The sequence below is a fragment of the Variovorax sp. YR752 genome, assembly GCF_943372545.1.
Map to the genome: position 1 here is coordinate 1 of NZ_CALRZC010000124.1, position 23,916 is coordinate 23,916.

General features: G+C 71.5%; 20 protein-coding genes. 4 read left to right on the forward strand and 16 right to left on the reverse strand.

The window, feature by feature from the left end; translation table 11 throughout:
• The 7 genes from AAG801_RS24895 to AAG801_RS24925 all read right to left on the reverse strand — a co-directional run.
• A partial coding sequence (locus AAG801_RS24895; RefSeq protein WP_341890781.1) for an acetyl-CoA hydrolase/transferase C-terminal domain-containing protein occupies positions 1–1,677 on the reverse strand: 1,677 nt, incomplete at its 3' end.
• 78 nt (positions 1,678–1,755) lie between these two features.
• A complete protein-coding gene (locus tag AAG801_RS24900; protein ID WP_341890782.1) occupies positions 1,756–2,835 on the reverse strand; it encodes a carotenoid 1,2-hydratase in 1,080 nt (359 codons plus the stop codon).
• Complete coding sequence (locus AAG801_RS24905) at positions 2,835–5,399, reverse strand: ABC transporter permease (protein WP_341890783.1); 2,565 nt, start codon at positions 5,397–5,399, stop codon at positions 2,835–2,837. The genes AAG801_RS24900 and AAG801_RS24905 overlap by 1 nt, the downstream gene beginning before the upstream one ends.
• A 110-nt stretch (positions 5,400–5,509) precedes the next feature.
• Positions 5,510–6,280, reverse strand: a complete 771-nt coding sequence (locus AAG801_RS24910) for an MBL fold metallo-hydrolase (RefSeq protein ID WP_341890784.1) — start codon at positions 6,278–6,280, stop codon at positions 5,510–5,512.
• Between the two features lie 84 nt (positions 6,281–6,364).
• Positions 6,365–7,015: an ABC transporter ATP-binding protein gene (locus AAG801_RS24915; RefSeq protein WP_341890785.1), complete on the reverse strand. Its 651-nt coding sequence runs from the start codon at positions 7,013–7,015 to the stop codon at positions 6,365–6,367.
• Between the two features lie 3 nt (positions 7,016–7,018).
• Positions 7,019–7,951, reverse strand: coding sequence for a tRNA (adenosine(37)-N6)-dimethylallyltransferase MiaA (gene miaA, locus AAG801_RS24920; RefSeq protein WP_341890800.1), 933 nt, complete (start codon positions 7,949–7,951; stop codon positions 7,019–7,021).
• A 5-nt stretch (positions 7,952–7,956) separates the two neighbouring features.
• Positions 7,957–9,204, reverse strand: a complete 1,248-nt coding sequence (locus AAG801_RS24925; RefSeq protein ID WP_341890786.1) for a multidrug effflux MFS transporter — start codon at positions 9,202–9,204, stop codon at positions 7,957–7,959.
• A gap of 159 nt (positions 9,205–9,363) precedes the next feature.
• Here AAG801_RS24925 and AAG801_RS24930 point away from each other — a divergent pair, with 159 nt between their 5' ends.
• Positions 9,364–9,765: a PA2779 family protein gene (locus AAG801_RS24930; RefSeq protein ID WP_341890787.1), complete on the forward strand. Its 402-nt coding sequence runs from the start codon at positions 9,364–9,366 to the stop codon at positions 9,763–9,765.
• Positions 9,766–9,773: 8 nt separating this feature from the next.
• Positions 9,774–10,721, forward strand: coding sequence for a PA2778 family cysteine peptidase (locus AAG801_RS24935; protein ID WP_341890788.1), 948 nt, complete (start codon positions 9,774–9,776; stop codon positions 10,719–10,721).
• Positions 10,722–10,736: 15 nt separating this feature from the next.
• Here the strand turns inward: AAG801_RS24935 and AAG801_RS24940 are convergent, their stop codons facing one another.
• The 5 genes from AAG801_RS24940 to map are packed head-to-tail and all read right to left on the reverse strand — an operon-like array spanning position 10,737 to position 16,509.
• Positions 10,737–11,771: a cupin-like domain-containing protein gene (locus AAG801_RS24940; protein ID WP_341890789.1), complete on the reverse strand. Its 1,035-nt coding sequence runs from the start codon at positions 11,769–11,771 to the stop codon at positions 10,737–10,739.
• A gap of 7 nt (positions 11,772–11,778) precedes the next feature.
• Positions 11,779–13,023 carry a pseudouridine synthase gene (locus AAG801_RS24945; protein WP_341890790.1) on the reverse strand — a complete coding sequence of 415 codons (1,245 nt, stop codon included), beginning with the start codon at positions 13,021–13,023 and terminating at the stop codon, positions 11,779–11,781.
• Between the two features lie 24 nt (positions 13,024–13,047).
• Complete coding sequence (locus AAG801_RS24950; RefSeq protein ID WP_341890791.1) at positions 13,048–13,899, reverse strand: alpha/beta fold hydrolase; 852 nt, start codon at positions 13,897–13,899, stop codon at positions 13,048–13,050.
• Between the two features lie 32 nt (positions 13,900–13,931).
• Positions 13,932–15,758 carry a DNA mismatch repair endonuclease MutL gene (gene mutL / locus AAG801_RS24955; protein ID WP_341890792.1) on the reverse strand — a complete coding sequence of 609 codons (1,827 nt, stop codon included), beginning with the start codon at positions 15,756–15,758 and terminating at the stop codon, positions 13,932–13,934.
• Between the two features lie 4 nt (positions 15,759–15,762).
• Complete coding sequence (map, locus tag AAG801_RS24960; RefSeq protein WP_341890793.1) at positions 15,763–16,509, reverse strand: type I methionyl aminopeptidase; 747 nt, start codon at positions 16,507–16,509, stop codon at positions 15,763–15,765.
• Between the two features lie 39 nt (positions 16,510–16,548).
• Here map and AAG801_RS24965 point away from each other — a divergent pair, with 39 nt between their 5' ends.
• Complete coding sequence (locus AAG801_RS24965) at positions 16,549–17,190, forward strand: DedA family protein (RefSeq protein WP_341890794.1); 642 nt, start codon at positions 16,549–16,551, stop codon at positions 17,188–17,190.
• A 22-nt stretch (positions 17,191–17,212) separates the two neighbouring features.
• Here the strand turns inward: AAG801_RS24965 and AAG801_RS24970 are convergent, their stop codons facing one another.
• The 4 genes from AAG801_RS24970 to tsaE all read right to left on the reverse strand — a co-directional run bounded on the left by AAG801_RS24970 (position 17,213) and on the right by tsaE (position 22,560).
• Positions 17,213–19,747 (reverse strand): hypothetical protein, encoded by a 2,535-nt coding sequence (locus AAG801_RS24970; RefSeq protein WP_341890795.1) that lies wholly within the window; start codon positions 19,745–19,747, stop codon positions 17,213–17,215.
• 69 nt (positions 19,748–19,816) lie between these two features.
• On the reverse strand, positions 19,817–20,764 hold the full coding sequence (locus AAG801_RS24975) for an alpha/beta hydrolase (protein ID WP_341890796.1): 948 nt from the start codon (positions 20,762–20,764) through the stop codon (positions 19,817–19,819).
• Positions 20,765–20,767: 3 nt separating this feature from the next.
• The gene (locus AAG801_RS24980; protein WP_341890797.1) at positions 20,768–22,099 is read right to left on the reverse strand and encodes an N-acetylmuramoyl-L-alanine amidase; all 1,332 of its coding nucleotides are present in this window, start codon (positions 22,097–22,099) and stop codon (positions 20,768–20,770) included.
• Entirely contained in the window at positions 22,096–22,560 is a 465-nt protein-coding gene (gene tsaE / locus AAG801_RS24985) for a tRNA (adenosine(37)-N6)-threonylcarbamoyltransferase complex ATPase subunit type 1 TsaE (RefSeq protein WP_341890798.1), read from the reverse strand. Before tsaE ends, AAG801_RS24980 begins: the two co-directional genes overlap by 4 nt.
• Between tsaE and queG the strand changes: the two genes are divergently transcribed.
• The gene (gene queG, locus AAG801_RS24990) at positions 22,561–23,649 is read left to right on the forward strand and encodes a tRNA epoxyqueuosine(34) reductase QueG (protein ID WP_341890799.1); all 1,089 of its coding nucleotides are present in this window, start codon (positions 22,561–22,563) and stop codon (positions 23,647–23,649) included.
• Positions 23,650–23,916: the final 267 nt, after the last annotated feature.

Below are 23,916 nucleotides of genomic sequence, written 5' to 3' on the forward strand. Positions count from 1 at the left end.
GGTGATGACGATGTCGCGCAGGTGGCGCGGAATCGTCACGTGGCCGTAGCTCCAGACGATGCTGCTCTTCAGGCCGTCCTTGTTGTCGTGGGTGGCGCGCAGCATCATCAGCAGCCGCGCATCGGGCAGCGCATGCGACATGGCGACGAAGTTGTACTGCCCGCCGACGCCGCTGACAACCTGGCCGGACTCGAGCGCGTCGCTCGCCGCTGCGCCCAGCAGCGTGACGATCATCGTGGTGTTCATGAAGCGCGCCTTGCGCCGCTGCGCGCGCTTGAGGTCGCCCTGTCCGCCGTTCTCCGAGTAGAGCTGGTTGATGAAGTCGATGCGCGTCATGTCGATCTTCGCCAGCTCCTGCGGCGGCATGGTGCGCAGCCGCTCATAGAAGTCACGCGGGCCGAGGAAGAAGCCGCCGGTCATGAAGATGCCATGGCGCAGGCGGCTGCCGAGCATGGCCTGGCCGATGCGTTCGAGGTTGGCGTCGCCGATCAGGTCGTTGGGCAGCGCCGTGCCGTCGCAGACCAGTTGCCCGCCTTCGAGGCGGACCTCCTCGCGCAGGACGCCCCAGTGCGTCAGGAAGGCGAGGTCGGTGGCGTCCAGCGGCGAGCGGATGCGGCCGCGGCGCAGCAGCGCCTTGAGGGTGTCGGTCGTGACCACCTCGTCGATCTCGCCGTCGTTGAGGAGTTGCTGCAGCGTCGCGTCGCCGAACACCTCGCGGCGGATGATGCCGGCCTCGATCAGCTTGAGGAAGCCGTTGACGAACATCTCCGAGCAGCCGTACAGGCCCTGGTCGAAGCGGCCGAGGTCGCGGCCGTCCAGGCCGTCCGGGCAGATCGACGCGAGGATGCGGCGGTACTCGTCGCCATGGCGGTCGCGCACGATCAGCGCCTGCGCAATCGCATCACCGAGCGAGCCGATGCCGATCTGCAGCGTGCCGCCATCGGCCACCAGGCTGGAGGCGTGCAGGCCGATCGCGTAGTCGGCGCTGCTGACCTTGTTGTTCGGCGGCGCGAACACCGCGTGCGTGCCGGCCGGGTCGGTGACGACGATGTCGAAGAAGTCGGGTGCCACCTCGGCGCCGTTGGGCATGAACGGCATCTTCTGGTTGACGACGCCGACCGTCAGCAGCGGCTGACCAGCGGCGCGCAGCTTCTCGACCACCTCGATGACGACGTCTGGGTTGCTCGACAGCGACAGGCGCCGCGCCTCGCCCTCGCCGCGCGAGGCCACTGCCTGGGCGATCACGTTCATGCCCTGCACCGCCATGTCGCGCGCCACGAAGGTGTAGTTGGTCGAGATGTAGTTCTGCTGCGCCGAGGGGTTGCCGAGGTAGTCGCCGGTCTTCATGAAGAACTCGCGCACCTCGATGTTCGGCGGCAGCGTGCCGGCGCGCAGGTCCTTCACGTAGGCGAGGTCGGGATAGTCCTCGAAGACGCGGGCGACCAGCGGCTCGAGGAAATGCCGCTCGAGATCGCTCTTGCCGACCGGCTTCTCCAGCGACAGCGCCGTGACGATGCGCAGCCGCCGCGCCGGGTTGCCCTTGAGGCGCCGGTACAGCGCGTTGACGAAAGGGTTCGGCTTGCCGACGGCCAACGGGATGCCGAGCACGATGTCGCCTGCCACGCTGTCGAGCACGTGGTCGACGGCTGCCTCGATGGAGTCGATGTACTGCGCCATGCCTTGTCTCCGTTCTGTCGTGACTGCAGTCTGCGCGCGGGCAGGGTGCTCGGGCTTGACGGCCGGCAAGTCCGCGCGTCAGAGTCTCAGCCGCGCCGCGTAGCCCGTCATCTCCAGGTAGCCCAGGCCGATGCGCCGGCCGTCCTCGGCGAGCAGTTCGGACAGGCCTTCCCAGTAGACCGCGCCGGTGCTGGCGCGGCTGTCGAGTTCCTGGTCGGCGAGCAGCGCGCGCACGCGGAAGTTGCCCGCCGGCGTGACGATCCGCCAGTCGATCGGATAGCTGGCCTGCGAGGCCGGGCTGGTCCAGCGCGTGCCGGGCTCGAAGCGCACGCTGTCGGCCGCGAAGGCAGCGACCGGCCCGCCGGCGCGCCGCCAGCTGCCGCCGGCCCACAGGGCGCTGCCGTCGGCGCGGCGCAGGCGGAAGGCGGTGAGGGCGCTGCCGTCGAGCAGGTTCATGCCAATCCAGTCCCAGCCGACCGCCTCGGCGTCGAGGATGGCCTCGCTCCATTCATGGTCCAGCCAGGCGCGGCCCTGCACGGCCTGTGCACGGCCTTCGCGGGTCAGCGTGCCGCGCACGGCGAGCTGCGGCTGGCTGTAGTAGTGGCTGGCCTGCTCGGGCCGCGGCCCCTTGCGCGAGAAGCCGGCCTCGCCCTGCAGCAGCAGCGGCTGCGTTGCAGCGAGCTCGAGCTCGAACGAGAAGCCGGCGGCCTCGCTGGCGATGCGGGTGCGGTAGACGCTCGCGTCGGCCGGGCCGCTGCGCTCGAAGCTCCAGCCGCGCAACGCGACGCGGGTGTCGGCCTCGTCGGCGCGCGCGATCTCGAAGCCGGCGCGCGCGATCCGCTGGTCGTGGCGCAGGCGCTGTGCGGTGAGGTCGGTCAGCGCGGCGTGGGCGAAGACCAGCTGCCGGGCGGCGAAGCGACTCGGGTGGTCGGCGGCGACGTCGGTACGCGAGCGGAAGAAGGTGACCTGGAACCCAAAGCTTGGCTCGCGCTCGCCGGGGGCGGCCAGCCAGCCCGTTGCGTACCACCACTCGGTGCGCGCATCGGGGTGCGAACCGAAGTCGCGCGGGAAGGCGAGCACGCGGCCACGCTGCACCGGCGCGGCCACCGCCAGCCACGGTGGCAGCGCCAGCGAGCACAGCAGCGCGCGCCGCCGCATCACCAATCCTCCTTCACCGCCAGCGCCGCCTGCTTCGCGCCGGCAGCGCGGCCGGCCCACCAGGCGGTCAGCGTGCCGGCCGCGGCCATCGCGGCGCACAGCGCGGCGAGCCGACCCCAGGGCAGCAGCAGCTCCATCGTCCAGTGGAAGCTCTGCGGGTTGACCACGTGCACCAGCACCGCGCTGACCGCGATGCCCAGCCCCAGGCCGAGCAGCACGCCGGCCACGCTCCACAGCGCGCCTTCGCCGGCCACCACCGCCAGCACCTGCGCACGCGTCAGCCCGAGGTGGGCGAGCAGGCCGAACTCGCGCCGCCGTGCCAGCACCTGCGCCGAGAAGCTCGCCGCGATGCCGATCAGGCCGATGGCGATGGCCACCGCCTGCAGCCAGTAGGTCACTGCGAAGCTGCGGTCGAAGATGCGCAGCGACAGCGCTCGGATCTCGCCGGCCGAGGCGAACTCCACCGGCACATCCGGCCCAGCGAGTTTGCGGATGCGCTCGCTCAGGGCGCCGGCCTCGGCGCCGGGTGCGAGCCAGATGGCGAGGTCGTTGAGGCGCACGTCGCCGGTCAGGCGCCGGTAGTCGGCCGCATCGATCGCGATGGCGCCGTGCTGGCGTGCGTAGTCGCGCCACACGCCACGCACGAAGGCGCGCTCGCGGCGACCGTCGGGCAAGGGCAGATCGAAGCTGTCGCCGGCACGCAGGCCGTAGAGGTTGGCCAGCGGCTCGCTCGTGTAGACCGGCAGCAGGCCGGGCGGTGCCGCCAGCAGTTCGCCGAGCAGTGGCAGGCGTTGCGCCGGGTCGGGCAGCGGCCGTGCCAGCAGCGCCACCGCCGGCCTCTGCGCATCGAGCTGTACGCTGGCTGCACGCTGGCCCTCGATGCGTGCCACGCCGGGCAGGTTGCGCACGCGCTCGACCAGCGCATCGGTGACGAACACCGTGTCGGCGCCGCTGCCCGGCGCCACGCGGGCGTAGAGGTCGGCGGGCAGCACGCTGTCCAGCCAGTGGGTCACCGCCTCGCGGAAGCTGCTCACCATGACGGTCAGCGCCACGGCCAGCGCCAGGCTGGCGACCACGCCGGCCACCGCGATCGTCGCGCTGCCGCGCTCGTGGCGGGCGCGCTGCACGGCCAGCAGCGCGAGCGCATGGCGCGGCGGGCGAATCCAGCGCAGCAGCGCGTCCACCATCACCGGCACGCAGGCGATGCCGCCGAGCAGCAGGCAGGCCACCGAGATGTAGGCGGCCAGCGGGATGTCGGCAATCGGCGGTGCCTGCGTCAGCAGCAGGCCCAGCCCCAGCAGCAGCGGCCCGACCCAGGCAGCGCCGCGATGGGTGTTCGCATCGCCCAGGCCCTTGAGCGCCTGCGCCGGCGCGATGCGCTGCGCTGTGCGCGCCGGCAACCAGCCGCCGAACAGCGCGACCAGCACGCCGAGCACACCGTAGATCCACGCCGCGCCGGTGCTGAACTGCAGGCTCGGCGTCACGCCAGGGAAGTAGGCGCCGCCGAGGTCACCCGACAGCAGGCGCAGGGCCAGTGCGGCCAGCGCGGTGCCGAGCGCCAGGCCTAGCAAGCTGCCGATCACGCCCAGCAGCGCCGACTCGGCCAGCATCCAGGCCAGCCGCTCGCGCGCCGACAGCCCGAGCACGCCGAGCAGCGCGAGCTGCGGCAGCCGCCGCGCCACCGACAGCGAGAGGATCGAGAACACCAGGAAGGCGCCGGTGAACAGCGCCACCAGTGACAGCACGGTGAGGTTGACACGGTAGGCGCGCGAGACGTTGGAGACCCGCTGCGCTGCTTCGTCCGGCGCCGCGGCGCGCACGCCGGCGGGCAGGGCGAGTTCACGCAGCAGCGCCTCGCGGTCGGTGCCGGGCACGAGGCGCAGGTCGATGCGGCTGATGCGGCCGAGCCAGCCGAACGCGGCCTGCGCGCCCGCGAGGTCGACCACCGCCAGCGGCGGCCCGTCGGCGAGCACGCTGCCGCGCACTGTGAAGCTGGTGCTGCCGCTGCCGGCACGCAGGCGCACGGTCGCCGGATCGCCGAGCCGCTGCGCGGCGGTGGCGTTGAGGAAGATCGCGCCGGGGTCGATGATCGCCAGCCGGTCCGCTCCGTCGGCCGGGCGCGGCATCAGCGCTGGGGTGAGCGGCGCGGCGACCAGCGCATCGAGCCCGACCACGCGCAGCGGCACGCTGCTGTCGTCGGCGGCGAGGCCCGAGGTGTCGAGCTCGATCACCGCGCTGGCCAGCGCCACGCCGGGGTGCGCGGCGACTCGTTCCAGCAGCGCTTCGTCGAAGCCGTCGCGCTGCGCGCGCAGTTCGAAGTCCGGCTGGCCGTTGACCTGGCGCACCGCGGCGCTGAACTCGCCGAGCGCCGATTGATTGATCAGGTGCACCGAGAAGGCCAGCGCCACGCCGAGCGCGACGGCGAGCACCGCCACCGCGTGGCGCAGCGGCTGGTGCCGCCATTGCTGCCAGGTGACCTGGCGCAGCAACGCGACCAGCGTCGCCGCAGGCCGGGGAGCCCGCGCCGCTCGAACAGAACCATCCAACGCAGACGCCCCTCGCATCACGCCACCTTGTCCGTGCCCATCCGCAGGAGGATGGAACCGCTGCTTCTACTACAACCAGCAGGGGGCGGGTGCGGCCGCAGCCGGTGGCCGCGGTGACGGTGGGGCGCTTACGCCGGAACGGCGTAGTCGCGTTCGCTCAGCAGGTCGACGCCGCAGGGCAGGGCCTCGATCCAGGCGATGAACTCCTGCACGGCGGCGCCGCGCATCGGCGCACCATGCTGCGGCACGATCATGTCGATCGGCAGCTTCCTGACCATCTGCGCCCACAGGCGCAGCACCTTGTTCGACACCATGTAGCGGCGGTGGAATGCTTCCATGCGCGGCACATGGCCGGCCAGCGTGGTCACCCAGGTCTTCGCGGCGTCGCCGCTGATGATCGAGGCGCCGAGGTCGCCGGAGAACAGGATGCGGCTGACCGGGTCGTAAAACTGGAAGTTGCCCTCGGAGTGCATGAAGTGCGCCGGCAGGGCCACCAGTTCGCTGCGGCCGATGGGGATGCGCCCGCCGGGGTCGGGGATGCCGACGATGCGCCCGGTGGTCTTGCCCGGCTTGCAGAAGTGCGGCACGAAGCGTTCCCAGATGCGCGAGATGTAGACCTTGGCGGTGCTGGTGGTCGTCATCCAGCGGTCCAGCGAGGCGATGATGTCCGGGTCGGCGTGCGAGGCGAGGATGGCCGACAGCTGCTGCGGCGGGAAGAAGCGCGTCATCGACAGGTACAGCTCGCCGTAGGCCAGGTTGCCACCCGGGTCGATGATGGCGCCGGTGTCACCGTGCACGATCAGGAACTGGTTGGACTGCACCACCTCGCCGCCTTCCTCGCAGAGGTCGGTGAACATCAGGCACTGGTGGCCTTTCTGGTTGTAGAGCTCGATCGGCATGGCGCGTCCCGCGGGCATGAAAGGCGCGAAGTGTCGCGGTGGCGTTTCGAGATGTACTTGAGCCGCATCAAGTCCACATGGGGGTCAGGCTGCGAACAAGCCGTCCGGGCGCAACTCCATCACACGATCGGCCCGCGCGGCAGCGGCGTGCGAGTGGGTGACCAGCAGGCAGGCGCAGCCGTGCGTGCGCGATTGCCGCACCAGCACGTCCATCACCCGCTCGGCGGTGCCGGCGTCGAGGTTGCCGGTCGGCTCGTCGGCCAGCAGCAGCCGCGGCCGGTGCACCAGCGCGCGCGCGATCGCCACGCGCTGCAACTGCCCGCCGGAGAGCGTCTGCGGCAGGCGTTCGCCGAAACCGACCAGGCCGACCTCGTCGAGCGCGAGCGCGACCTGTGCCTCGTCGTCGCGGTGCAGCAGCAGCAGCGGCAGCGCGACGTTCTGCGCCACCGTCAGGTGCGGCAGCACGTGGAAGGCCTGGAAGACGAAGCCCAGCTCGCGACGGCGCAGCATCGCCTGCTCGGGTTCGCTCATCGCCGTGACCTGCTGATCGCCGAGCCAGACCTGGCCGGCGTCCAGGCTGTCGAGGCCGGCGATGCAGTTCAGCAGCGTCGACTTGCCCACGCCCGACTCGCCGACGATGGCGACGAACTCGCCGCCCGACAGACGCAGGCCGACGCCCTCGAACACCGGCGTGCTGCCGTAGCGCTTGGCGAGCCTTTCGAGTCGCAGGAGCATCGCTCAGCGCCCCAGCAGCGCGTCGGCACGGCGGCGCGCACGTTCCACGACCTGTGCGACGGCATCCGGCGCATCGCAGGCGATCACCTCGCGCCCGGCCATGCCGCGCAGCCAGGTGAGCTGGCGCTTGGCGAGCTGCCGAGTGGCGGCGATGCCGCGTTCGGGCAGCGCGGAGAGATCGTCGGCGTCGAGCGCTTCCCAGGCCTGACGGTAGCCGACGCAGCGCATGGCGGGCAGGCCGGCGTGCAGGTCGCCACGCGCGCGCAGCGCACGCACTTCGTCGAGCAATCCGGCCGCGAGCATCTGCGTGAAGCGCTGTGCGATGCGCTCGTGCAGCCAGCCGCGCTCGGCCGGCTCGAGCGACAGCAGCGGCGGAGGCGAAGCTGCATCGCGCGCCTCGCGGTGAAACGAGGAGATCGGCCGGCCGCTCACGCGGAACACCTCCAGCGCACGCTGGATGCGCTGGGTGTCGCCCGGCGGCAGCCGCGCGGCGGTGACCGGGTCCACTCGCGCGAGCTCGGCATGCATCGCCGGCCCGCCGCGCTCGGCCGCCTCGGCATCGAGTGCGGCGCGCACGGCGGCGTCGGCCGGCGGCATCTCATCCAGGCCTTCGAACAGCGCCTTGAAGTACAGCATCGTGCCGCCGACCAGCAGCGGCAGCCGGCCGCGCGCATGGATCTGCGCGATGGCCTCGCGCGCATCGGCGACGAACTGCGCCGCCGAATAGGCCTGCGCCGGGTCGATGAGATCGATCAGGTGGTGCGGCACGGCGGCGCGTTCGGCGGCACTCGGTTTGGCGGTGCCGATGTCCATGCCGCGGTAGACGAGCGCCGAGTCGACGCTGACGATCTCCACCGGCAGCACTTGTGCGATGGCCATCGCCGCCGCGGTCTTGCCCGCCGCGGTGGGACCGGCCAGCGCGAGGCAGGGCAACACTCCGCTCACGCTGGCGTCGCCCGCGCCGCCAGCTGTGGGATCGGCGATTCGCCGTGGCGCTGCACCAGCGTCCAGGCGACGATGCACAGCGCGACGGCCAGTGTCGCGAAGCCCAGCGTCATCGGGTAGACCGTGTTGCCGCCGGTCTGGCCGAGGAAGAGGCCGACGGCGAAGGCCACCGCCATCATCCAGAAGCCCGACAGCGAGGCCGCGGTGCCGGCCTTCTCCGGGAACGGGCCGACCGCGCCGGCCTGGCCGCAGGGCTGGTGCACGCCGTGGCCGATGCAGAACAGCCACGAAGGAATCATCACCGCCCAGGCCGTGTGCACGCCGGCCAGCGCAAGTGCGGCCATGGCCAGGGCGCTGGCCAGCGTGAACGCCGCGCCGCGGCGCACCGAACCGCGAAGGCCGTGGCGGGCCAGCAGGCGACGGCACCAGAAAGTGCCGACGATGTAGGCGAAGGAGTTGCTCAGCATGATCAGGCCAGTGCCGATCTTGCTCACGCCCAGCACGCCGATGTAGACGAAGGAGCTGCCGGCGAGCAGGAAGAACAGCGCGCCGTAGGCGAAGCCGGACAGCAGCGTCCAGGCGCGGAAGCCCGGATGGCGCAGCACCGCCACCCAGTTGGCGGCCAGCGGGCCGAACTGCGTGGCGCGCGGGTTGCGTGCCGGCACCGTCTCCTCGTAGCGCCAGGCGACGATCGCCAGCGTCGCCACGCCGAACAACGAGACGACGGCCAGCGCGGCGTGCCAGTCGAACCACTGCACCATCACGCCGCCGAGCGCCGGGCTGGCCATCGCGATCACGCCCAGGCCGCTGAGTGCCTTGGACATCACACGCGCGCCGTCCTGCGGCGGGTAGAGGTCACGCACGATCGAGCGGCCACAGGTCACCGCCGCGGCCATGCCCACGCCCTGCACGGCGCGCCAGCCGACCAGCCATTCGATCGCCGGCGCCATCGCGCTGCCGACGCTGGCCAGCGTGTAGAGCGCGAGGCCGCCGAGCAGCACCGGCCGGCGGCCGAAGCGGTCGGCCAGCGGCCCGGCGACCAGCTGGCCGAGGCCGAAGCACAGGATCAGCGCCGACAGTGTCAGCTGCGTGGCCGCCATGCTGGCGCCCAGGTCCTGCTGCAGCGTCGGCAGCGCGGGCAGGTAGAGATCGGTGGTGATCGGCTGGATGCCCAGCAGCAGGGTCAGCAGCAGCACGACCACGGCGGGGCTCATGCCGTGGCGCACGGGAACCGGGGAAGACATGCCGTGAGCCTACCAGCAGGCGGGCGCCGACCCTTCCGCCACCGTTGCATTCGGTGACGGCCGGCGCCGCCCGCTTGTTACGATGTTGACGGTTGCATGGGAGGCTTGCCCACGCGCCGCACGACAAACAGCAAGCCGCCGCTCGACAAAGGACAAATCATGAAGACAACGACCCGTTGGATGACCCGCCTGATCGCCGTGTGCCTCAGCTTTGCCGGCTTCGTGCACAGTGCGCAGGCCACCCTGGTCAGCACCGAACAGGTGGCTGCCAGCGAAGGCGTCACCAGCGCTGCCGAGCAGCGCGCCCACGTCAACGCCCTGCTGACCCGCGCCGACGTGGCCGCGGCGCTGCAGGAACGCGGCATCGACATGGACCAGGCCCAGGCCCGCATCGCGGCGCTGACCGACGCCGAGGTCGCCCACCTGTCGCACACGCTGGACACCGCTCCGGCCGGCGCCAGCGACATCCTCGGCACCATCGTGTTCATCTTCCTGCTGCTGCTGATCACCGACATCCTCGGCTTCACGAAGATCTTCCCGTTCACCCGCTCGATCCGCTGACCACCGCCATGCGGGGCGCAGCGCGCGGAAGGCTCCTCGCCATCCTCGCGCTGCTGCTGGCCCTGCTGGCCGGCTGTGCGGTGCAGACGGAGACACTGCGCCGCGCGCCGCCGGCCGCTCTGGCGCCGCGGGTCGAACTCGCCGCCACACCCTTCTTCGCGCAGACCGAGTACCACTGCGGCCCCGCCGCGCTGGCCACCGTGCTGGCGGCGGCCGGCCTGGCCGCCACGCCGGCCGCACTCGGCGAGCAGATCTTCCTGCCGGCACGCACCGGCACCCTGCAGATCGAGATGATCGCCGGCGCGCGGCGCCACGGTGCCGTCGCCACGCGCCTGCCTGGCACGCTGGAGGCCGTCCTGCGCGAACTTCAGGCCGGCCACCCGGTGGTGGTGCTGCAGAACCTCGGCCTCTCCTGGTACCCGCTGTGGCACTACGCGGTGGCGATCGGCTACGACCTGAACACCGGCGACATGCTGCTGCGTTCGGGCACCACCGAACGACTGGCGCTGCCGCTGTCCACCTTCGAGCACACCTGGGTGCGCGCCGGCAGCTGGGCCTTCGTGGCGCTGCCGCCGGGGCGCTGGCCGGCCACCGCCGAAGAGGCCGCCGTGGTCGAGGCCGCGGTCGGCTTCGAGCGTGCCGCGCCGCCGGCGCAGGCGGTGCTCGCCTACCGCAGCGCGCTGCAGCGCTGGGGCGGCAGCCTGAGCCTGCAGATGGGCCTGGGCAACAGCCTCTACGCTGCCGGTGACAAGGTCGCTGCGGCCGCGGCCTTCGAGGACGCGACCGGGCTGAACCCGAGCAGCGCCGCGGCGTGGATGAACCTGGCCAGCGTGCGCGGTGAGATCGGGCAGCGCGCCGCAGCGCTGGCAGCCGCCCGCGAGGCGGTGAAGGTGGCTGACTCCACCTGGGTCGAACGCGCCCGCGACCTGCTCGCCTCGCTCGAGCGCCGCCCTTGAACCACCCGCCCCGCCTCACCAGTCGTGCATGTCGGGGTTGGTGTAGCTGTAGTGGTTGGGCACCGCGAGGTTGGAGTACGAGAACGACAGGCTCACGTCCAGCGAGGTCACCTGGTGCCACCAGCCCAGCGGCAGGAACACCGTCTCGCCCGGCTCGGCGATCACCTCCAGCACCTTCACCTGGCTGAACAGCGGGTAGCGTGCCAGGTCGGGCCGGTCGATGTCGATCGGGCTGAAGACGTTGTTGAAGTTGTAGAGCTTCGGCGTCTCCAGCGGCGAGATGAAGCGCCAGCGCTTGCGGCCGACCACCTGGGTGTGGAACAGCATCAGCGTGTCGTGGTGCAGCGGCGTGTTGGTGCCGGCCGGGCCGAACCAGAACGAGGACAGCCGCGGCAGCTGCTCGCGGTCGCAGATCGGCGGCAGCGTGCCGATGTCGGCCAGCAGCGGCGCGAACTCGGGGCGGCGCAGCGCCTCGTTGTTGGCCGTCATGTAGTAGTCGTTGGTCGGCCCGCCGGCGAGCACGCGGTCGACGAAGTCGGCCAGCCGCGCCGTCTGGCGGTGCTTCAGCTTGTTCTCTTCATAACGGGGGTCGGCATTGCGCTCGGCCTGGATCTCGATGTCGAGGTGGCCGAAGCGTGCCTTCAGGTCGGCCGGCGACCAGCGCTGCATCGCCGGCCAGTCGGCCGCGATATCGGTCAGCACCAGCGGCCGGCTGCCGCAGACGTAGCGCTCGTACAGCTCGTCGCGCGACACGCCGGCGCGTTTCTCGACCACGCCGTAGCCTGGCGCCATCTCCCACAGCTTCTGCTGGTTGGCGACGACGTCCTCCAGCTTCTTCAGCAGCTTCTGGTGGCGCAGCGCGGCCTTGTAGACCGGGTCGGCCTCGAGCATCGGGATGGCCTGCGTGCACAGCGCGCGGTCCATGCCGGCGGCGACCATGGTCTCGACCATCGACTCCGGCGTGCAGCCGCGCAGGCGGTTCTCGGCCATCCACTGCAGCCAGTTGTCGGCGATCGCGGGCAGTTCCTGGTTCGGTTTCGGTGCGTTCATCGGACTGTCAGACAAAGTGCTCGTCGGCGCCGAGGTAGCGCCACTGGCCGGCCGGCAGGTCGCCGAGCATCACGCGGCCGATGCGCACGCGCTTCAGGCCGGTGACCTTCAGGCCGACGGCCTCGCACATGCGGCGGATCTGGCGCTTCTTGCCCTCGGTCAGCACGAAACGCAGCTGGTCGTCGTTGACCCACTCGACACGCGCCGGCTTGAGCGGCTCGCCGTCGAGCTCGAGGCCGTGGTTGAGCAGGCGCAGGCCTTCGGGCGAGAGCGGCTGACCCTCCTGTGCCTGCACACGCACCAGGTATTCCTTCTCGATGGCGCTGTCCTCGCCGATCAACTGCTTGGCGATGCGGCCGTCCTGCGTCAGCACCAGCAGGCCGACCGAGTCGATGTCGAGCCGGCCGGCCGGCACGAGGTGGCGCAGCTGCTCGCGCTGGAAGCGGATGCCGCTGGCGTCGTCGCTCCAGTGATTCTCCGGCGTGACCAGCACGAAGGCGGGCTCGTAGCCGTCTTCCGCCTGGCCGCTGACGTAGCCGACCGGCTTGTTGAGGAGCACCGTCACGCGCTGCGCCTGTTCGCTGCGCGCGCGTTTGTCGATCGTCACCTGCTGAGTCGGCAGCACGCGGGCGCCGAGCTCGGCCACCACCGCGCCGTCCACACGCACCCAACCCTTGGCGATCCATTCGTCGGCCTCGCGGCGCGAAGCCAGGCCCAGCTCGCTCATGCGCTTGGACAGGCGCAGGCTGCCGTCGGCGTGCGCCGGGCCGGCGGCGGGCGGCGGGGAGGCCGGGCGAGGGCGTGCACTGAAGGCGGTGTTGGTGCTGCCGGCCGGACGGGCCGGTGGCAGGGGCGCGGGGCGCGGCGAGGCCGGGCGATCAGGTCGCGGTGATGCGGGCCGTTGGGCACTCGGGGGCCGCGGCGCATCGCGCCGGTCGGCCGGGCGCGCGGAAGACGGGGCGCCTGGCCGCGCTGGCGGCTTGCCGGAGGGGCGCGCGGGCGGGCGATCCGACGATCGAGCCGGCGGGCGGTCCGACGAGCGCGCTGGGGGGCGATCCGACGTTCGACCTGCAGGTCGATCCGCCGACCGCTCCCCCGGCTCGCGGGCCGGGCGCTGGGCTTCCCGTTCGGCGCGTTCGGCCTGTGCCTGCGCCAGCGTCGGCCGTGGCTTGGCGCCGCTGCCGCGCAGCGGGGCGCGGCCGGCCGCCGCGGGCTTCTTGCCGGCGGGCTTGTTGAGCTTCAGGGTGGCCATGGTCCGAATTGGACCACGGCGGCGTCAGCTGCCGATTCCGAACAGGTCACGGAGTGCATCGCGGTACAGCACCTGGCCGATGCCGTTGGTGCTGTAGTGCGTGCCTCCCTCGACGAGCACGAAGCGCTTGGGCGAGGGCGCCCGCTCGTACAGCGCGCGGCCCAGGTCGGGCTTGATCAGCCCGTCGTTGGCACCGTGCACCACCAGCACCGGCACGCGCACCCGGGCGATGCGCTCGGCCGAGTCGAAACGCTGGGTGATCAGCGGCGTCACCGGCAGCCAGCCCCACTTGAAGCTGCGGAACACGTCGGGGATGGAGGTGAAGGTGCCCTCGACGATCAGCCCGCGTGCATCGTTCACCTCGCCGGCGAGCTGCACCGCGATCGCGCCGCCCAGCGAGTGGCCGAAGATGTAGCGCGGCCGCTTCGGCTGTTCGCGCGCCAGCCAGTCCCAGGCGGCGCGGGCGTCTTCCAGCACCGCCGCCTCCGAGGGCAGTTCCACCGTGCTCTGGCCGAAGCCGCGGTAGTCGACCGCCAGCACCGCGAAGCCGAGCTCGTGCATGTTGCGCATGCGGAAGGTGCTGCCCCAGATGTTGCGCCGCGCGCCGTGCAGGTAGAGCAGCACCGGCGCGTCGGCCCGCTCGTGCGGCAGCCACAGCGCGTGCAGCTTCACGGTGTTGCCGCTCTCGGCCGAGCGGTGCTCGATCCAGACGTCCTGCATGCCCTCGGCGCTGGCCGGCTGCCAGGCGGGCTGACCGGGCGTGGGCTGGAAGATCCATTCGCGCTGCTTCTGGTCGAGCGTGGCGCAGCCGGCGAGCAGCGCCACGGCCGCGACCAGGGCCAGCGGCCAGCGCATGAGGAAGATCAAGCGAGTCATGGGCGGACAGAGCCTGCGGGCGGCGCGAAAGTTCAACGGCCGCGCCAGAACAGCGCGTCCAGGTCTTTCATCGTCAGCTGGCGCCAGGTCGGCCGGCCGTGGTTGCACTGGTCGGCGCGCTCGGTCCGTTCCATGTCGCGCAGCAACGCGTTCATCTCCTCCAGCGTGAGCTGGCGGTTGGCGCGCACCGCGCCGTGGCAGGCCATGGTGGCGAGGATCTCGTCCTGTGCACGCTGGATGACGTTGCTGGCGTCGTACTGCGCCAGCTCGGCGAGCACGCTGCGCGCCAGCTCGACCACGTCGCCGCCGGCAAGCGCCGCCGGGCGCGCCCGCACCGCCAGCACGCCCGGCGACAGCGGCGACACGTCCAGCCCGAGGCGGCGCAGCGCATCGGCCTGCTGCTCGGCGGTGGCGACTTCCTGCGGCGTGGCCGCGAAGGTGGCCGGGATCAGCAGCGGCTGCGATTCGATGGCCCCTGCACCACGATGGGCCAGGCTGGTCTTCAACCGCTCGTAGACGATGCGCTCGTGCGCGGCGTGCATGTCGACGACCACGAGGCCCTGCTCGTTCTCGGCCAGGATGTAGACGCCGGCCACCTGCGCGAGGGCGCGACCGAGCGGCCAGTCGCCGGCGGGCAGGGGCGCAGCCGGCAGCGCAGGTGCGGCGGGCGCTGCAGCGGGCGCCCAGGAGGCGGGTGCCTCCTGCGCGAACAGCATGGCCGCCTGCTGCAGGCCCAGCGCGGCCTGCTGCGTGGGCATCGAGGGCCAGGCGCGCGACGCGGATGAGGATGGCGTCCACGGTGCGCCTGCAACGGCCGGCCGCTCGGCTTCAGCCGGCACTGCCGCCTCGCCCGCCCGCGAGATCGCCAGCGCCGCGTCGACCGCGCGCCGCACCGCCTGGTGCACCTCGCGTGCCTCGCGGAAGCGCACCTCGATCTTGGTCGGATGCACGTTGACGTCGACGCGGTCCGGCGCGATGTCGATGAACAGCACGTAGCTGGGTTGCTTCGCCCCGTGCAGCACGTCCTCGTAGGCCGAGCGCACGCCGTGGGCGATCAGCCGGTCGCGCACGTAGCGGCCATTGACGTATACGTACTGCTGGTCGGCGCGCGAGCGGGCCGCCTCGGGCAGGCCGGCGCGGCCGTGCACACGCAGCACGCCCATGTCCAGTGCCACCTCACGGCTGGCGGCGACGAACTCGTCGTCGAGCACGTCGCGCAGGCGCTGCTCGGCGCTGGCACGGCGCCACTGCTGCGACAGCTTGCCGTCGTGCCAGATCGTGAAGGAGACGTCGGGCCGCGTCAGCGCATGGCGGCGAACCGCCTCGATGCAGTGCGCCAGCTCCGTCGCCTCGGTCTTGAGGAACTTGCGCCGCGCCGGCGTGGCGAAGAACAGCTCGCGCACCTCGACGCTGGTGCCGGTGGCGCGTGCCGCCGGGCTCAGCTCGCCCGAGCGCGCCTCCAGCCGCTGCGCATGCGCTGCGTCGGGCGTGCGGCTGGCGATGCTCACTTCTGCCACCGAGGCGATGGCGGCCAGCGCCTCGCCGCGAAAACCCATGGTGGCGACGCTCTCCAGGTCGGACAAGGAGGCGATCTTGCTCGTCGCGTGGCGGCGCAGTGCCAGCGGCAACTCGCTCGCCGGGATGCCACCGCCGTCGTCCTCGACCAGGATGGCGCGGATGCCGCCGCCGGTCAGGCGCACGACGATCTCGGTCGCCCCCGCATCGAGCGCGTTGTCGACCAGCTCGCGCACGACGGACGCGGGCCGTTCGACGACCTCGCCCGCGGCGATCTGGCTGACCAGCTCGTCGGGAAGCTCCCTGATCGGCCGACGTGGCTGGGCGTCGAGGACTGCGTTCATTCGCTCAATGCCGCGTCACGACGATAGGCTCGCCGCGCGTGATGATCATCGTGTGCTCGTACTGCGCGCTCAGGTTGCCCGGCGCGCCGGCCAGCGTCCAGCCGTCGCCGGTCTCGTCGACGACGGTGCTCTTGGTCGACAGGAAGGGCTCGATGGTGATCACCATGCCCTCGTGCAGCAGGCGGCGGTCGCGCGGGTCGTGGTAGCCGGCGATCTCGGTCGGCTCCTCGTGCAGCGCACGCCCCACGCCGTGGCTGGCCAGGTTGCGGATGATGCGGAAGCGGTGCGCGCGGGCGGTCTGCTCGATCGCCCGGCCGATGGCGTTGATCGGCATGCCGGCGCGCGCCTGGCGCATCGCGTTGTCCAGCGCGGTGCGCGTGGCGTGGCACAGCCGCTGCTTGATCGGCGAGACCGGCGGCACGGCGCGCGAGCCGCCGGTGTCGGCGAAGTAGCCGTCGAGTTCGGCCGAGACGTCGACGTTGACCAGGTCACCGGCGCGGATGACCCGTGGCCCCGGGATGCCGTGCGCCGCTTCCTCGTTGACGCTGATGCAGGTGGCGCCCGGAAAGTTGTAGCTCAGCCGCGGCGCCGAGCGTGCACCGGCCTCGGCCAGCCAGCGCTCGCCGAGTGCGTCGAGCTCGGCGGTGGTGATGCCCGGCTCCAGCGCGTCGAGCATGCGCTCGAGCACGCGGGAGACGATGCTGCCGATGCGCTGCAGCGCCTCGACGTCGGCTTGTGATTCGATGGTCATGCGGCATTGTAGGAAGTGCCGCCACCATAATCGCCGGCCATGGACATCGCGGCCTTCCTGATCGACTTCATCCTGCACGTCGACGTGCACCTGGCGAACTTCGTGAGCACCTACGGCGCCTGGGTCTACGCGCTGCTGTTCGTGATCATCTTCGTCGAGACCGGCGTGGTGGTGATGCCCTTCCTGCCGGGCGACTCGCTGCTGTTCGTGGTCGGCGCGCTGTGCGGTGCCGGGCTGATGAACCTGCCGCTGGCGATCGCGCTGCTGACCGCCGCGGCCATCCTCGGCGACCAGTGCAACTACAGCATCGGCCGCTACTTCGGGCCCAAGGTGTTCCAGTGGGAGAACACACGCTTCTTCAACAAGGACGCCTTCAACCAGGCACACGCCTTCTACGAGAAGTACGGCGGCATCACCATCATCGCGGCGCGCTTCTTCCCTTTCCTGCGCACCTTCGTGCCCTTCGTCGCCGGCGTGGCCGAGATGACGCGCAGCCGCTTCACGCTCTACAACATCGTCGGCGCCACGGTCTGGGTCGGCGGTGTCACGCTGGCCGGCTACCTGTTCGGCAACATCCCCTGGGTCAAGGAGAACCTCGACAAGATCATCTGGGGCGCGATCCTGATCCCCGGGCTGCTGGTGATCTTCGGCGCGTGGAAGGCGCGGCGCGCGGCGGCCTGAGCGAGCATGCGCGCCGCGTCCGTCAGGGCGCGCCGATCGGCACGAAACCGATCACCGGGGCGGTCGTCAGCACCACCACCAGCATGCCGTCGGGCGTGACGACCATCTGGCCCGGCACGAGCGCACCGTCCAGCGTGTGACTGCCCAGCAGCGTGCCGTCCGCAGCGTGGACCCAGAAGTCGGTCGAGGTGCCGTCGATGCCGCAGATGACCCGCCCGTCGCTGCTCACCTCGACGTTGTTCGGATAGGCGTCGCCACCCGGCAAGCTGCCGACGAAGGCGAGATCCTGCGGAGCCACGCGCGAGCAGCGATAGGGCGCGCCCGAGGCGGTGTAGACGGCACTGCCGTCGCCGCGCACGGCGATGTCGCGGCCGTTCGAAGCGCCGTTGATGAAGGAGTCGCCGGCGCGCTGCGTGACCATCAGCACGCCGCCGGAGATGGCCGAGTAGTCGAGGTCGTACGCTGCCACGCTGGCTGGGCTGAAGCCCGAGTCCTGGGTGTAGACCTGACGACCGTCGTCGGTGGCCGCCAGCGAGCCGCGGATGCCGGTGCTGCCCAGGCTGCGGCCGGTACTGTAGGCGCGGCCGTGGCCGGCCAGCACCACCTCGACGCCGTTGGGGCGGATCGCCAGCACCGAGGTCGAGCCGTCGGCGGCCAGGTCCAGCGTCCAGTCTGTGAGCTTGGCGCGTGCATCGAGATCGACCACCGCCAGCCTCGCGTTGGCCGTGTCCACCGCATAGAGTCGGCTGCCGTCGGGTGACACCGTCATGCCGCCGAGCGCGGCACCGACCGAGGGGATGCTGCCCACCAGGGTCGACGTGTAGGCGTTGTAGATGTCGATCGAACTGCCGCCGGCATGGGCGTAGACCAGCGGTCGCAAGCGGTCGGCGACGATCTCCGAGTAGGTCAGCGGCAGCGTCGAGACGCCGCCCGGCGCTGCCGAGTTCTTCCACAGGGCGACCCGCAGCACTGCGCTCTCCACGCCCGGCGTGCTGCTGGCGATGGTGACCTTCGCCAGGCTGATGGTCGCGTCGGGCAGCGAGGCCGGATCGGCGGTGAGCGTCAGGCTGGAGGTGCTGCCGGTGCTGCCGCTGGCGGTCACCGCCAGCCAGGCGCTGTCCGAAGTCGCCGTCCAGGCCAGCGTGCCGCCGAAGTTGTCGGCCACGCTCAGCGTGCGGCTGAGCACGGTGCCCAGCGGCGTGCTGGCCAGGCCCACGGCCCAGGTGGACGGCAGCAGGCGGCGCTGGTCGAGGTTGAGGTTGGCGGTGATGGGCAGCGTCACGGTGTCGCCGTTGACGGTCGCCGTCACGTTGACGGTGGCCGACACCGAGCCCGCACTCGCCGCCGCAGTCTGCGGCGTGAAGCGCAGCGTGCTGCCGGCGGCGCCGACCTGGCCCGAGGCCGTGCTGCTGGTCAGCCACGCGGGCAGCGGGCCGAGCGCCCACGGATGGCTGTTGCCGCCGGTGTTCAGCGCGATTGGCAGCGTCGTCGCGCCGAGGCTGCGCCCCTTCGCGCCGCCGAGCGTGAACGAGCTGGCATTGGCCGACAGCGTCGGCGCCAGCAGGGTCAGCCGCGTTGCCAGCGTCCTGTCGGCGATGCCCGGCGAGGACAAGGTGATGTTCGCGTTGTGCGTGCCGCTGGCCAGTGGGCCGACACCGGGGTCGGGCTGCAGCGATGGTGTCGCCGGCGTGGTGCCGCTGGCCGGCGTGATCGTCAGCCAGGGTTGCGAGCTGAGCGCGCTCCAGGCCGAAGGCACCTCGTTGTTCAGCGCGAAGCCCAGTGGCTGTGCCGCAATCGGGGCGCCATTGACCGCCGAGAACGATGGCACCGCGCCGTCGAGCACGAACTGCGTCGGCAGCACCTCGAGCGCCACGTCCAGCGTTGCGGTCTGGCCGTCAGCCGCACGCACCGTCACCGTCGCTTCGTAGGAGCCCACCGTGAGCGATGCGGTGTCGTAGTTCAGCTCGAAGCTGCCGTCGCCGTGACCACGCGTCGGTGCAGGCTGCAGCCAGTCGGCCGAGCTGTCGACGGTCCAGTCGGCGTCCGGGCCGCTGACCTCGACACCCAGCGGCGTGACCAGCGAGCCTCCCTCGTGCACGCTGACGCTGGTGCTGCCGGTGGCGGTCGCGCGCAGCGGGCCTGGCGTGACGTTGAAGTCGTAGGGCAGCGACAGCGGCGAGCCGGCGTACTGCGTGCTGCAGGCCGAGTCCGCGCACAGCTGGATCTGCAGCGTGCCCCGGTGGTGCCCGGTCCGCAGGCCCGGCGAGGTGTAGATCGTCGCGGCCAGGGTGTTGGCATCGACGTTGCTCAGGTTCACGGTGCCGGTCAGCACCTGCTCGCTGTCGACGATGTAGACGTACAGGCCGCGGGCGAACTGCGACGGGTCCTTGGCGCGGGCGCGCACCGTCAGCGTGGCCGAGTTGCCGACCTCGACGTTCGCGCTCAGGCTGGACGGCGACAGCGTCACCGGCGCATCGGAGCCTCCACCGCCGCCTCCGCAGGATGCGAGCGCGCAGCTCACCACCAGGACCAGCAGGCCCCGCCACATCGTCGTCATGATTTCCCCCCCTCGGGTGTCCGTCTGCGGCCTCGTCCGGGCCGTCGCGGGCGCACTATGCCACAGGGCTCACCCCCTCGAATGCAGGGCGTCGCGCAGCGCCGCGGCGCACAGCCGCACGGCGTCGTTGGCTTCGTCGAGCACCTTGCCCATCAGGATGAAGCCGTGGATCTGGCGCTCGAAGCTCAGGTGGGTGGCGCGGTTGCCGGCCTCGCTGAGCCGGTGCGCGTAGGCGATGCCTTCGTCGCGCAGCGGGTCGTAGCCGGCGGTCAGCACCAGTGCCGGCGGCAGGCGCGAGAGATCCGGGTGCAGCAGCGGCGAGGCGCGCCAGTCGCGGTAGACGGCCGGGTCCGGGATGTAGTGGCCGGTGAAGTAGGCCATCGTGTCGCGCGTCAGCAGGTAGCCCTGGCCGTTGCGTTCGTGCGAGGGCGCGTCGCGGTGCTGGTCGGTGGCCGGGTAGATCAGCAGCTGGTACACGATAGGCAGGTCGCCGGCGTCGCGTGCGGCGATCGCCACCACCGCGGCGAGGTTGCCACCGGCGCTGTCGCCGCCGACGGCGATGCGATCCGGGTCGATGTGCAGCGCCCGTGCCTCGCGATGCAGCCAGCGGGTCGCGGCGATCGCATCGTCGACCGCGGTCGGGAAGCGGTGTTCCGGCGCAAGGCGATAGTCGACCGACACCACGGCGCAGCCCGCGTGGTTGGCCAGCTCGCGGCACAAGGTGTCGTGGGTGTCGAGGTCGCCGATCACCCAGCCGCCGCCGTGGTAGTACACCAGCGCCGGCAGCACCTCCCCTGGCGTTGAAGCCAGCGGCCGGTACAGGCGCAGAGGGATGTCGCCATGCGGCCCGGGCGCAGACAGCTCGCGCAACGCGCCCACCGGCGGCGGCGCCGGCTGCGTGAAGCCGCGGCGGTCACGATAGAAGGCCCGCGCCTCGGCCGGTGGCAGCGTGTGCGTCGGCGGCACGCCGCGTTCGGCGATCAGGTCGAGCAGGGCGCGGGCCTGGGGGTGGAGCATGGTTCAGAGTTGCCGGTTGCGTGCCAGGGGCGGGTGGCGCGCGAAGTAGCGCGCAATGCCGTCATCGAGCGCCTCGACGAGCTTGGCCTGGTAGTCGGGGTCGCGCAGCTTGCGCTCTTCGTCGGGGTTGGAGATGAACGCCGTCTCGACCAGGATGGACGGGATATCGGGCGCCTTCAGCACCGCGAAGCCGGCCTGTTCGACGCGCGGCTTGTGCAGCCGGCCGACCTTGCCGATCCGGCCCAGCACCTCGTTGCCGATGCGCAGGCTGTCCTTGATCTGCGCGGTCGTGCTCATGTCGAGCAGGGTGCGCATCACGTCGGCGTGGCGGTTCTTCACGTTGATGCCGCCGACCAGGTCGGCCGCGTTCTCCTTGTCGGCCAGCCAGCGCGCGGCGGTGCTCGAGGCGCCGCCCGAACTGAGCGCGAACACCGAGGCGCCGCGTGCCTTCGGCGTGATGAAGGCGTCGGCGTGGATGGAGACGAACAGGTCGGCCTGCACGCGCCGCGCCTTGCGCACGCGGTCCTGCAGCGGCACGAAGAAGTCGGCGTCGCGCGTCAGCATCGCGCGCATGCCAGGGCGGGCGTTGATGCGCTCGCGCAGTTGCAGCGCGACGGCGAGCACCACGTCCTTCTCTCTCAGGCCGCTGGGGCCGACCGCGCCGGGGTCTTCGCCGCCGTGGCCGGGGTCGAGCGCGACGACGATCAACCGGTCGATCTTGCCCTTGGCGACGGTGGGCGGCGCGGCCGGCGCCGGCGTCTGCTGCGGCGGCAGCGGGGCGGGCGGCTTCGCGCCGCCCGGCTTGTCGACGCGGCCGATGAACTCGCCCAGCGCGTCCTGCACCGCCTGCGCGGCCTGCTGCTCGGCCTGCGCCTTGTCGTTGACCAGCGCCAGCAGCGGGTCGCGCTCGTGCACCGGGTAGAGGTCGAACACCATGCGGTGCTGGTAGGCCGCCACCGGCGTCAACGTGAAGAGCTGCGGTGCCGTGGCCTGCTTGAGGTCGATGACGAGGCGCACCACGCGCGGCTGGTTCTGGCCGACGCGCACCCCTTCGATGAACGGGTCGTCCGAGCGCACCTTGCCGACCAGTTCGCGCAGCGCCGGGCTCAGCTCCAGGCCGTCGATGTCGATGACCAGGCGGTGCGGGTTCTGCGCGACGAAGTGGCGCTCGGTCAACGCGGTGTCGGACTCGATGGTCACGCGGGTGTAGTCCTCGGCCGGCCAGACGCGCACCGCGACGATGCTCGCGCCGTGGGCGATCTCGGTGGCACCGAGCAGCAGCACGAGCGAGCCCATGTTCCGGATCGCCCCGCGGCGGGTGAGGGCGCCGGTCATGCCAGCAGCTCCAGCCCGCGCGGCGTGCCGGCGGCGAGGGTCACGCGGCGCGCATCGCCTTCCAGCAGTTCGATGTCGATCCGCAGGTCGGCTGCGGGCAGAAGGCCTTCGGCCTTCTCAGGCCACTCCGCCAGCTTCAGGCCGCGGCTGGCGAAGACGTCGCGAAAGCCGGCGTCCTCCCACTCCTGCGGGTCGTTGAAGCGGTAGAAGTCGAAGTGCCAGACCATGCCGCCGGGCAGTTCGTAGGGTTCCATCACCGCGTAGGTCGGGCTCTTCACGCGGCCGTCGACGCCCAGCGCGTGCAGCAGGTGGCGGGCGAAGGTGGTCTTGCCGGCGCCCAGCGTGCCGTGCAGCTCGACGTAGGCATCGCGCAATGCAGCCCTCGTGGCCAGCAGCTTGGCGCTGGCTGCGCAATCGGCCTCGCTGGCCCAGTGCAGCGTGCGGGTTCCTAGAATCGTCAAATGAGCGTCGATCGCGAGTTGGACGGGCCGGCCTTGCTCGCGCAACTGCGCGGCTGGGCCGAGGCGGAGGGATTTTCCCAGATCGGAGTCGCCGACGTGGACCTGGGTTCCGCAGAAGCGGGCCTGACGGACTGGTTGAACAACGGTTTCCACGGCGCGATGGACTACATGGCCGCGCACGGAATGAAGCGCGCACGGCCGGCAGAACTGGTGCCGGGCACCGTGCGTGTGATCACCGCGCGCATGGACTACCTGCCGCGCGATACGCCCGCCGGCTGGCAGGCGATCGAATGGCAGCGGCTCGAGCGGCCCGGCGAGGCGGCCGTCTCCATCTACGCCCGCGGCCGCGACTATCACAAGGTGCTGCGCAACCGCCTGCAGCGCCTCGCCGATCGCCTTGCCGGAGCGGTCGGCCCGTTCGGCCATCGCGTGTTCACCGATTCGGCCCCGGTGCTGGAGGTCGAACTCGCCGCGAAGAGCGGCATCGGCTGGCGCGGCAAGCACACGCTGGCGCTGCACCGCGACGGCGGCTCGATGTTCTTCCTCGGCGAGATCTACGTCGACCTGCCGCTGCCGATCACTGCGCCGGTCGAGCCGCACTGCGGCAGCTGCACGGCCTGCATCGACGTGTGCCCGACGCAGGCGATCGTCGCGCCGGGGCGGCTCGACGCGCGGCGCTGCATCTCCTACCTGACCATCGAGCAGGACGGCCCGATACCGCTCGAGCTGCGCGCAGCGATGGGCAACCGCATCTACGGCTGCGACGACTGCCAGCTCGCCTGCCCGTGGAACAAGTACGCGCAGCGCAGCGCCTTGCCGGACTTCGACGTGCGCGAACCCTTCGAGGGCGTGACCTTGCTCCAACTGTGGCGCTGGAACGAAGCCGAGTTTCTGCGCCGCACCGAGGGCAGTGCGATCCGCCGCATCGGGCATGCGCGCTGGCGGCGCAACCTGGCGGTGGCGATGGGCAACGCGCTGCGTGCCGGTGTCGATGACGGCATCCGCACGGCGTTGCGCGAGGCCCATGACGGCGGCAGCGCACTGCTGCGGGAGCACATCGACTGGGCGCTGGCGCAGGTGCCGGGCTGATTGCGGCTAGTTGCTGAAGTCTGCGGGCGTCTGCTTTCGTGCTTCGTCTTTGAGCATCGCGGCAGGCGCTGCCCGCTGGTGGCTCATTCGGCGGCGGTCGACGCTGCGCGCCGACTGCACTGCGATGCTCGCGCCAGGGTCGTGCCGCAGAACTCACTTCGCGACCTGCGGTCGCTGCGTTCAAACAACCGCGGCAAGTCAGATCACGAAGCGCGCTGGCGCGCGCCGACCCCGGCGCTGCGCTTCTCGTCGCCGCCCAAATCGCCC

Coding starts and splice junctions, on each gene's coding strand:
- AAG801_RS24945 (WP_341890790.1), bottom strand. CDS start 13,023: ATGGCCACCCTGAAGCTCAACAAGCCCGCCGGCAAGAAGCCCGCGGCG.
- map (WP_341890793.1), bottom strand. CDS start 16,509: ATGACCATCGAATCACAAGCCGACGTCGAGGCGCTGCAGCGCATCGGC.
- AAG801_RS24970 (WP_341890795.1), bottom strand. CDS start 19,747: ATGACGACGATGTGGCGGGGCCTGCTGGTCCTGGTGGTGAGCTGCGCG.
- AAG801_RS24925 (WP_341890786.1), bottom strand. CDS start 9,204: ATGTCTTCCCCGGTTCCCGTGCGCCACGGCATGAGCCCCGCCGTGGTC.
- mutL (WP_341890792.1), bottom strand. CDS start 15,758: ATGAACGCAGTCCTCGACGCCCAGCCACGTCGGCCGATCAGGGAGCTT.
- AAG801_RS24940 (WP_341890789.1), bottom strand. CDS start 11,771: ATGAACGCACCGAAACCGAACCAGGAACTGCCCGCGATCGCCGACAAC.
- AAG801_RS24910 (WP_341890784.1), bottom strand. CDS start 6,280: ATGCCGATCGAGCTCTACAACCAGAAAGGCCACCAGTGCCTGATGTTC.
- AAG801_RS24900 (WP_341890782.1), bottom strand. CDS start 2,835: ATGCGGCGGCGCGCGCTGCTGTGCTCGCTGGCGCTGCCACCGTGGCTG.
- AAG801_RS24930 (WP_341890787.1), top strand. CDS start 9,364: ATGAAGACAACGACCCGTTGGATGACCCGCCTGATCGCCGTGTGCCTC.
- AAG801_RS24950 (WP_341890791.1), bottom strand. CDS start 13,899: ATGACTCGCTTGATCTTCCTCATGCGCTGGCCGCTGGCCCTGGTCGCG.
- AAG801_RS24915 (WP_341890785.1), bottom strand. CDS start 7,015: ATGCTCCTGCGACTCGAAAGGCTCGCCAAGCGCTACGGCAGCACGCCG.
- AAG801_RS24935 (WP_341890788.1), top strand. CDS start 9,774: ATGCGGGGCGCAGCGCGCGGAAGGCTCCTCGCCATCCTCGCGCTGCTG.
- AAG801_RS24975 (WP_341890796.1), bottom strand. CDS start 20,764: ATGCTCCACCCCCAGGCCCGCGCCCTGCTCGACCTGATCGCCGAACGC.
- AAG801_RS24965 (WP_341890794.1), top strand. CDS start 16,549: ATGGACATCGCGGCCTTCCTGATCGACTTCATCCTGCACGTCGACGTG.
- queG (WP_341890799.1), top strand. CDS start 22,561: ATGAGCGTCGATCGCGAGTTGGACGGGCCGGCCTTGCTCGCGCAACTG.
- AAG801_RS24905 (WP_341890783.1), bottom strand. CDS start 5,399: ATGCGAGGGGCGTCTGCGTTGGATGGTTCTGTTCGAGCGGCGCGGGCT.
- AAG801_RS24980 (WP_341890797.1), bottom strand. CDS start 22,099: ATGACCGGCGCCCTCACCCGCCGCGGGGCGATCCGGAACATGGGCTCG.